Origin of the sequence: Streptomyces sp. NRRL B-24572 (genome assembly GCF_002156145.1) — a bacterium.
GTDB classification, from domain to species: Bacteria; Actinomycetota; Actinomycetes; order Streptomycetales; family Streptomycetaceae; genus Streptomyces; species Streptomyces vietnamensis.
In genome coordinates, this window is sequence record NZ_MWIG01000960.1 from 1 (window position 1) to 9,136 (window position 9,136).

A 9,136-nucleotide genomic window follows, 5' to 3' on the forward strand; every position below is an offset into this window, starting at 1 on the left:
GCGCGGGCCCGCCCGGGAGATTCCCCCGCCCCCGGGCGGGGCCTGCGCCCAACTGTCCGGCGGTGCGGTTGGATTTCGCTAAAGAGCGCGGCGTCCCGGCCTGCGCGGACCCGGCAGAACCGGTCGTGCAGCTTGCTGCCACCGTGCCGTGCTGGCGGGCGGCACGGCACCCCCGCACCCTTGATCGAGAGCGCGTTCGACGCCGTATCGAGGGGGGCACCATGACGGACGCCATGACGGCGGGGCACAGGCCCGCGACGTACACCCACGGGAACGGGGCCGCACCGTTCGGCACCACCCGTCATCTGATCCACTGCCCGCTGTCGTGGGACCGCTGTCTGGACGCACCGGGGGTCGGCGAGGAGCACTTCGTGATCGCCGACCACCTCCCCGACGGGCACCCCCTGTTCAACGACGGGCCCGGTTCGTTCCACGACGTCCAGGTCGTCACCGAGTCGGTGCGGGAGATCGGCGAGTTCGTCGGGCACCGCTACTTCGGCGTGCCGCCGGAGCGTCCCGGCCTCTTCCACGCGTACGGCCTCGATCTCACCGATCTCTCCGCCTGGCGCACCGGCCCGGACGGCGGCAGCCGGCTCACCACCCGGCTGCGGGCGACACCCGTCCACGTCATCAACGGGGTGCCCCGCAGCCTGACGTTCCACGTCGAGGTGAGCATCGACGGCCGCCGCTGCGGCACCGGATCGGCCGGCGTCGTCTTCCTGGCGCCCGCGCTCTACCGCAGCCAGCTCGGGTACGCCCGCCCCGCCGAGGCCTCGCCGCCGGAGGAGGACCGGGCGCCGCTCCGGGCGTCGGCGCGCGCCGACGCCGCGTCGGTCGGCCGCTCCGACCCCGGGAACGTGCTCGTGGGCGAGGCCGAACAGCTCTCGGGAGGCCGTCTGTCGGCCCGCATCCTCACCCAGGGGCTCGGCGCGGTGTTCGCCGGGGCGGACGGCAGGCTGCCCGGACTGCACCTCCTGGAGTCGCTGCGTCAGACCGCCCTGCTCGCCGCCGGCCGCGCCCACGGGCTCGTGGCGGGGCGCAGCACCCTCGCCGCCTCGCAGGTCCAGTTCCGCGGCTCCGCCGCGACCGGCGCCCCGCTGCGCTGTGTCGCCGTGCCCGGTCCGCTGGAGCGGGACCCGGCGGGCAGGCCGTCGCTGCCCGTCACGCTCACGCTCACCCAGGACCGCAAGGCCGTCGCGGAAGCACGCACGGTCGTGGTCCAGGACCTGTGAGGAACCACCCATGAGATTCCGGATCCTGGGCCCCCTCGAGGTCGTGGGCGACCCGGGCCCGGCCTCCGCGGGAGCGCATACGCCCGGCCCCCCCAAGGTCCGCGCCGTCCTGGGCACCCTGCTGGCCAGGACCGGCGAGATCGTGCCGGTCGACGGCCTCGTCGACGAGCTGTGGCCGGACGGCCCGCCGCGCACCGCCCTGACCACCCTGCACGTGTACGTGTCCCAGATCCGCAAGGCGCTGTCCGCCGCGGGGCCGCGCGACGGCCGGGAGGTCCTGGAGACGCGGCGGCCCGGCTACGTCCTGCACACGGCGCCCGGCGAACTCGACCTGGCGGTGTTCGAGGACCTGCGCGAGCAGGGCCGCGACGCGCTCCGGGACGGCGACCACGCCCGCGCCGCCGCCCTGTTGAGGCGGGCCGAGGAGCTCTGGCGCGGCCCGTTCCTGAGCGGCACGCCCTGCGGCCCGCTCCTGGAGGCCACGGCCGCCCGGCTGGAGGAAGCCCGCCTGGAGACCGTCGAGCAGCGCGTCCGGGCCGACCTCCACCTCGGCCGCGCGCGGGAACTCGTCACCGAACTGCGCTCCTTGACCGTCGAGCATCCGCTGCGCGAGGAGCTCCACGCCCTGCTGATCACCGCGCTCCACCGCGACGGCAGGCTGGCGGAGGCCCTGCACGCCTATGCGCAGGTGCGCCGCCGGCTGGTCGACGAGCTCGGCGCCGAACCGGGCGCCCGGCTGCGCGGGCTCCATCAGGAGCTCCTGAGCACCCAGGACGAGCCGCTTCCGCCCGCCACGGCGACGCTCCGCCCCCTCCTGGATCCCACCGTGTCGGGGGGGTTGCCGGCGCCGGACGAGGGTTGGGTGGGCCGTGAGCGCGAACTCGCCCTCGTGGAGCAGGCGTTGACGGAGCCCCGCCCCGGCGGGTGGACCGCCGTGACCGGTCCTCCGGGCTCCGGCAAGACGGCCCTCGCGGTGGCGGCGGCCCGGCGTGCGGCCGACGCGTTCCCCGACGGGTTGCTCTTCCTCGATCTGCGGCCGGACGACGGCCCCGTTCTCGGCCCTGCGCTCTGTCCGGCCCACGACCCCACCCACGGCCCCGCTCTCGGCCCCGCTCTCGGTCCCGCTCTCGGTCCCGCCGAGGCGGCCGCGCGGCTGCTGCGCCTGGCGGGGGTGCCGGCCGGCCCGGCGGTCGAGCCGCTGGAGGCGCTGCACCGTCTGACGGCGGCGCGCCGCATGCTCCTCGTCCTGGACGACGCCCCGTCCGTGGCCCATGTGCGGCCCCTGCTGCCCACCGGCGCGGGCAGCACCGCCCTGGTCACCGGGCGGTCCCTGCCGGACGGTTCGCCGGGGCTCCGCTCCGTGCGCCTCGGCCCGCTCGAACAGACGGAGGCCGAGGAGCTGCTCGCCGCCGCGGGCCCCACGGCCGCCGCGGAGATCGCGCGGCTCTGCGGCCGGCTCCCCCTGGCGCTGCGGGCCGCCGCGCTCCAGCTCTCGGCCCGCCCCCACTGGACGGGCGAGACGCTCGCCGGGCGGCTCCGGGACGAGGCGACCCGCCTGGACGTCCTGCGCGTCGGCGAACTGGACGTGCGGCAGCGTCTGATGAGCGCGTACGAGACGGCTCCGGCGACGGCGCGTGCCGCGTTCCGACTGCTCGGCGTCCTGCCCCCGGGACGGTTCGGGCCGCGCACGGCCGCCGCCGTCCTGGGTCTGGGGACCGGGGCCGCCGCCCCGCTGGTGGAGTGCCTGGTGGACCACCATCTGCTGACGGCCCCCGCCCCGGACACGTACGAGCTTCCCGAGCTGCTCCGGGTCCTCGCCGCGGAATTCCTCGCCGCGGAGGACCCCGAGGAGTCGATCCGTGCGGCGAGGGTGCGGATGTGCGAGGCCTCCGTGGAGTCCTTCGGGACGCCGGCCGCGCCGCCGCTCACCGCCGAGGACCTGGACGCGCCGGCGCGGATCGTGCGGACGGCGCACGGCGCCGGTCTCTGGCCCCTCGTCGTGCGGCTCGCCGACGCTCTGACGGACGACCTGGAGCGCACCGCCGCCTGGGACCTCTGGGAGGAGACGCACACCTTGGCCCTGGACGCCGCCCACCGGGCGCACGACGGTTCCGCGCACGCGCGGATGCTGCGCAAGCTCGCCGACCTCGCCTGGCAGCAGCGTGCCGTCGAGCGGGCCGCCGAGCTGTACGGAGAGGCCGCGCGGCGGGCGGAGGAGGCCGGTGAGGCCGACGAACGGGCCCGGTCGCTGGCCGGTCTCGCCGAACTCCGCCTGGACGGCGGCCGGGTGGAACGCGCCGCCGAGCTGGTGCGCAGCGCCCTCGACGCGGCGGCCGCCGGCGGTGCGGCGGGCCGCTACGAGACCCACCGGGTCCAGGCCCTGGTGGCGATCGAGACCGAGGGGACGGGAGCCGCGGTCGGGCCGCTCACGGACTGCCTCGCCCTCGCGACCGTCCTGGGCGACCGCCGCCGCGAGGCGTACGCGCGCCGGGCCCTGCGCCGTCTCGACGGCCCGCCGGGCCCGCTCGAAGTACGACCGGGAGTGTGGCGGTGGCGACGGGACCGACGACGGTGGGTCCGATGAGGGGGAACGAGATGCTGCTGTCGGAGCGGGCCACGGCGACCGTCGACGCACACCGGCCGCGGGGCCGGGGCGGCGCGCTGGTCGGCCGGGCCGAGGAACTGGCGGCCCTGGAAGGACGTCTGCGCGATCCCGGCGTCCGTCTGCTCACGCTCATCGGTCCGGCGGGGGTCGGCAAGAGCCGTCTGGCCGCCGCGGCCGCCCACGCGGTGACCCGGTCCGGCGCCCCGCCCGTGCCGGGCGACGTCTTCGACGCCGTACGGACACCCGATCCGGCCGGTCCCGGGTCCGTCGCCGACGCGGCGGCGGAACTCACCCGTGCCCCCGGGCGCTCGCTGCTCGTCCTGGACGACTGCGACCACGAACTGCGGCCGTCCGCCGACGCGGTGGCGGCGCTCCTCGACGGCGGGCCCGGGATCACCGTGCTGGCCACCGCGCTCGAACCGCTCGGGGTGTACGGCGAGCAGCTCGTACCGGTGGCGCCGCTGCCGGTCCCCCGGCCGGCCGACCGGGAGGATCCGCACGCCCTCGCGCGGGTGGCGTCCGTGGAGCTGTTCCTGCGGCGCGCCGCCGAGGCGCGGGCCGGGTTCGCCCTGACGGAGGAGAACGCCGGGGACGTCGCGGATCTGTGCGTCCTCCTCGAAGGCCTCCCCCTCGCGCTCGAACTCGCCGCCGCCCGCTGCCGGTCGTATCCGCCGCGCTCGCTGCTCTCCCGCATCCGGCGGCGTCCGGTCGTACTCTCCGGCGGTCCGGCCACCGCACCCGAGCGGCACCGGTCCCTCGCGGCGCTGGCCGCCTGGGGCTGCCGCGGCCTGACGGCAGGTCAACACGCGCTGCTGAGAAGGCTTTCCGTGTACGAGCCGGGGTTCGGGCCGGTCGCTTTCGACCGGCCGGACGAGGAGCACCTGGACGCCCTCCTCGACCGGGGCGTGCTCGCGCTCGTCCCGGACGGACGCCCCGGCGAGCCCGGGTACACCGTGCCGGAGCCGTACCGCTCGTACGGCCGCGACGCCCTGGAGGCGGAGGCCCGGCTCGACACGGCGGCGGACGACCACGCGGACCGGTACGCCCGCCTGGTCTCCGCCGCCGCACCGCGTCTCGGCGGCACCGACCAGGCGCACTGGCTCGGCGTCCTCGCCGCCGAGACGCCCAATGTGCTCGCCGCACTCGACCGGCTGTGCCACCGGGGCGACGAGGGGACGGCCGCGGCGACCGCCCTCGCCTTCCGGGAGGTCTGGCTCGCGCGGGGACTGCTGCGCGAGGGGACGGCCCGGTGCGACCGCCTGGCGCAGGGCGGCCGGGGCGTTCCCGAGGCGACGACGGCCCGTCTGCTCGACCTGTCCGGCGAGCTCGCCGCCGCCCGCGGCGACGCGTCGGAGGCGGTGCGACGGCACCGTGCCGCCCTCGCCCTGTGCAAGCGGCTCGGCGACCGCCGGCAGACGGCGCTCGTCACCGCCCACCTGGGGGCCGCGCTGCTCGCGGACGGTGACGCGCACGGCGCCCTGGCCGCCCTCGAGCCGTCGGCGGCCACGCTCGAGTCGCTGGGCGCCGCCGGGCCCGCCGCCCGCACGGCCGCCCCGCTGGCCGGGGCCCTGCACTCCCTGGGCCGCAGCCGCAAGGCACGGGAGGCGCTCGACCGGGCGCGCGAGGAGCTGCGGCGTCTGGGCGACGGGCGGGGCCTCGTCGAGGCGCTCGCCCGCTCGGCCGAGCTGAGCACGGGACCGGAGCAGCGGGGTGCCGCCGACGGGTTCCTCCGCGAGGCCCTGTCCCTGTGCGCGGAGACCGGTGAGCTCACCCTGCTCCCGTACGTCCTGGAGCTCTTCGCCCTGCACGTCCTGGACACGAGCCCGGCCCAGCAGCCGCGGGTGGTCCGGCTGATCGCCGGGGCCGAGGGCCTGCGGGAACGCCTGGGCACCCGCGCCCCGGAGCCTCGCCGGGCCGCGCTCCGGGAAGCCCTGGACGGGCTGCGCGCACGCCTCGGCCGTACCGCGTTCTCCACCGCCCGGGCGGAGGGCCTGGCGCTGGACGCCGACGCGGCCGTACGCGAGGCGCTGTCGGCTCCGGCCCCCGCGCGGGGGGCGGACGACACGCCCGCCGCCGAGAAGCAGTCGCTCACGCCCCGGCAGATCCAGGTGGCGATGCTGGTGTCGGAAGGACTGACGAACCGCCAGATCGCCGCGAGGCTCGGCCTGTCCGAGTGGACCGTGGTCAACCACGTCCGTCAGGTCATGCGACGCCTCGACTGCTCCTCGCGGGTCCAGGTCGCCTGGGCCATCGGGAAGTGGGCATGAACAGCGCCCCCGGCGGCATGAACAGCGCCCCTGGCGGCCTGGGCAGCGCCCCGGGCGACGTGCGGAGCGCCCTCGCTGCGCTCGTCCCGCCGGCGGACGTCGCGAGCGCGTTCCGCTCGCACGGATGGTGGCGTACGGACACCTTCGCCACCGACCTGCGGCGCGCGGCGGCCCGGTTCCCCCGGCGGGCCGCGATCGTGCAGCACCGCACCCACCGGCCCGCCGGACGACGGACGACGACCCTGGACTACGGACAGCTCGACCTGTACGTCGACCGCTTCGCCGCGGCACTGGCCTCGCTCGGGATCCGGGCCGGCGACCCCGTCGCGTACCAGCTGCCGAACCGCTGGGAGACCGCCGCCCTCTTCCTCGCCTGCCTGCGCCTGGGTGCCGTGGCCGTCCCCGTGCTGCCGACCGTGCGGGCGCGCGGGCTGCGGCGCGTCCTGGAGGCGACCCAGGCGCGGATCTGTGTGGTGCCCGAGGTCTGGGACGGCTACGCCCACGCGGAGGCACTGGCCGAGAGCGCCGCGGAGCTGCCCTGGCTGCGCCACCGCGTGGTCGCCGGCGGGGCGGACGCACCGGGGGTCCCGCGGCCGGCGGGTGCGGTCGACTTCGACGCGTACTTCCTCCGGACCCCGCACGAGCGCGGTCCCCACGGCCGGCGGTCCGTCTCCCCCGACGACCGGGCCGCCGACCGGATCTGCCTGATGGTCACCGTCATGGGGACCGGGGAGTCCTTCCGTACGATCTGCCACACGGCCAACACCCTGTACGCCACGATCAGTACGCAGGACGACCGGACCGGACCCGGTCGACGGGCCGGCGAGGTCTTCTACTCGGCGCTGCCCCTGACCTCCCTCGCCTCCCTCCTCTACACCGTGTGCTGGCCCCTCGCGGTCGGCGGCACCGGGGTCCACGAGGACGTGTGGACGCCCGGCGGCTGTCTGGACCTCATGGACGCGGCACGGGTCGACCAGGCGTACGCCTCCCCCGCCCACTGGGCCGAGGTGCTCGCGACCCAGCGCCGTCGCCCCCGCGCGCTCGGCTCCCTCCGGCTGGTCCTCTCGGGCGGCCGGACGGGCACGGCGGACCACCTGCTGGCCGAGCTCCCCGACGCGCTCGGCGCCTCCGTACGCGTCGTGTGGGGCGCGCCGGAGCTCGGGATGGGGACCCTGACCAGGGGCGACATCCCCGCCGAACGCGAAGGGGCGAGCGACGGCATGCCCCTCACCGGCCTGGAGGTCTCGCCGCTGCCCGGGCGCGGCGAGCCGTCCGCGGGGGCGTCGGCGCTCCGGGTGCGCGGCCCCCACGTCTGTCTGGCGACCTGGCGGCACGGCGATCCCGCGCCGGTGGCCACCTGGGGCGCCTCCGGGGGCTGGCTGGACACCGGGGACCTCGCGAGGCCCGACGGGCTCGGCGGCATCCAGGTGACCGGACGGGCCGGGACCCGGACGGGCGCGCTCTTCATGGTGCCGGTGGACCTGGTGGAGCGGGACCTGCTCGCGCACCCCGGTGTCGCGGAGGTCGCGGTGGTCGGCCACACCGACCAGGAGCTCGGTGAGCGGCCCTGCGCCGTCGTGGTCCCCGCCGTCGAGGAGGCACCGCCCTCGCTCCTCGAGCTGCGCGGGCACCTGACGGCCCTCGGCACCGGCGAGGCCTCCCTGCCGACCCGTCTGGAACTGGTCGGCTCGCTGCCGCGCGACGAACTCGGAGCGGTACGCCGGGACTGGCTCCGGTCCTGGTTGGAACGCCTGCGCCCGGGGCAGCCGCGCACGGTGCCGACGGGGACGTAGCGGCCGGGGGTGGCCGCGCGCTGCCCACGGGGGCCCGCCGGGGCCGGCCACGCTGCCCACCGGGGGAACCCGCCGAGGTCGGAGCGAGCCGTCCACGGGGGTGTGGCCACCAGGTCGGCCGCACACTGCGGCGGGGACGGAGACGTCTGGATCGGAGCGGTTTCACCGGCAGGGGCCGGTGAAGGCGTCCGGTCGTCAGGCCGCGGTGCCGGACGCGCGGGTGGCGAGGGAGGCGAGTTCGGCGCGCCAGGCGACGGGGAGCGGGGCCCGGCGGGCGACGGCTCCGGCGGCGGTGGCCAGCTCCGCGGCCAGCTCGCGCGCCTCGCGCCGCTGCCGGTCGTCGAAGAGCAGCTCCCGCATCAGGTCCGCGCCGTCGCCGAAGTCCGGTCCGCCCGTGAGGAAGCCGTGCAGCCGCCAGGCGGCGTGGACCTTCGCGCCGTAGGCGCCGTAGGCCTCGGCGAGGTCGCGGCGTCCGGCGAGTTCCGCGCCGAGCAGCAGGGGCTGGGCCACGGCGTACCAGCCCGCCGCGCAGCCGCCGGCGCAGCTCCCGGCGACGCAGGATCCGGGCCACGGGTCGTCGCGGTAGGCGGCCCGCGCGGCGGAGGCGCCGTGCGCGCCGAGCACGCGCTCCGTGCGCAGTCGCTCCCACCTGGTCCTGGCCGGCGCGGGCAGGGTGGCGCCGAGCCGGTCGGCGAAGGCGAGCGCGAGGTCGCCGGCGAGGACGGCGGTGTGCACGCCGAACCGCCGGGACTCGCCCTGCCAGCCGTTGCGCTCGTGTTCGGCGGCATGGCTCACGTGGAGGGTGGGCAGGCCCCGGCGCAGCACGGCGCCGTCGCGGGTGTCGCCGCGGATGGTCCAGCAGGTGTCGAGGAGTTCCAGGGCCGCCGCCGCGTCCACGGCCGCCGGGGCGTCCGGGTCCCCTCCGGCGGCGAGGTAGCCGGTGAGGAGGAGGACGGGGCGGATGCGGTCGCCGCTGCCGCGGACGATCGTCGCGACGTCGCTGATCAGGGCCGCCGCGTGCCGGTCGGCGACGGCCCAGTGCCGGTGCTCGGCCGTGAGCAGGTCGCCGATCCTCGTCTCGACCCGGTCGAGCACCCGGTCGCGGATCGTCGTGGGTGCCACGGGTGCGGTGGTGTGCCGGGCCGGTCGTTGCTGCGTCATGGTGCTTCCCCTCACTGGGCTGCGCTCATGACCCAGCCTGCGGGGGCGGGGTGGCGCGGCCCAGTGAGGGGAAGCACC

At 77.3% G+C, this 9,136-nt stretch carries 5 protein-coding genes; 4 read left to right on the top strand and 1 reads right to left on the bottom strand.

The window, feature by feature from the left end; translation table 11 throughout:
- Positions 1-221: 221 nt before the first annotated feature.
- The 4 genes from CCN56_RS38820 to CCN56_RS38835 are packed head-to-tail and all read left to right on the top strand — an operon-like array spanning position 222 to position 7,897.
- A complete protein-coding gene (locus CCN56_RS38820) occupies positions 222-1,232 on the top strand; it encodes an AfsA-related hotdog domain-containing protein (protein ID WP_086832327.1) in 1,011 nt (336 codons plus the stop codon).
- A 10-nt stretch (positions 1,233-1,242) separates the two neighbouring features.
- A complete protein-coding gene (locus tag CCN56_RS38825) occupies positions 1,243-3,816 on the top strand; it encodes a BTAD domain-containing putative transcriptional regulator (RefSeq protein ID WP_086832328.1) in 2,574 nt (857 codons plus the stop codon).
- Positions 3,813-6,104, top strand: a complete 2,292-nt coding sequence (locus CCN56_RS38830; protein WP_256962407.1) for a LuxR C-terminal-related transcriptional regulator — start codon at positions 3,813-3,815, stop codon at positions 6,102-6,104. Before CCN56_RS38825 ends, CCN56_RS38830 begins: the two co-directional genes overlap by 4 nt.
- Entirely contained in the window at positions 6,101-7,897 is a 1,797-nt protein-coding gene (locus CCN56_RS38835; protein ID WP_256962408.1) for an AMP-binding protein, read from the top strand. The genes CCN56_RS38830 and CCN56_RS38835 overlap by 4 nt, the downstream gene beginning before the upstream one ends.
- Positions 7,898-8,092: 195 nt before the next feature.
- On the opposite strand, the gene CCN56_RS38840 is transcribed toward CCN56_RS38835, so the two are convergent.
- Positions 8,093-9,058: a polyprenyl synthetase family protein gene (locus tag CCN56_RS38840; protein WP_256962409.1), complete on the bottom strand. Its 966-nt coding sequence runs from the start codon at positions 9,056-9,058 to the stop codon at positions 8,093-8,095.
- Between the last annotated feature and the right edge of the window lie 78 nt (positions 9,059-9,136).

Excerpts from the sequence above, each read along its gene's own strand:
- CCN56_RS38820 (WP_086832327.1), top strand. The coding sequence starts at position 222 with ATGACGGACGCCATGACGGCGGGGCACAGGCCCGCGACGTACACCCAC.
- CCN56_RS38825 (WP_086832328.1), top strand. The coding sequence starts at position 1,243 with ATGAGATTCCGGATCCTGGGCCCCCTCGAGGTCGTGGGCGACCCGGGC.
- CCN56_RS38830 (WP_256962407.1), top strand. The coding sequence starts at position 3,813 with ATGAGGGGGAACGAGATGCTGCTGTCGGAGCGGGCCACGGCGACCGTC.
- CCN56_RS38835 (WP_256962408.1), top strand. The coding sequence starts at position 6,101 with ATGAACAGCGCCCCCGGCGGCATGAACAGCGCCCCTGGCGGCCTGGGC.
- CCN56_RS38840 (WP_256962409.1), bottom strand. The coding sequence starts at position 9,058 with ATGACGCAGCAACGACCGGCCCGGCACACCACCGCACCCGTGGCACCC.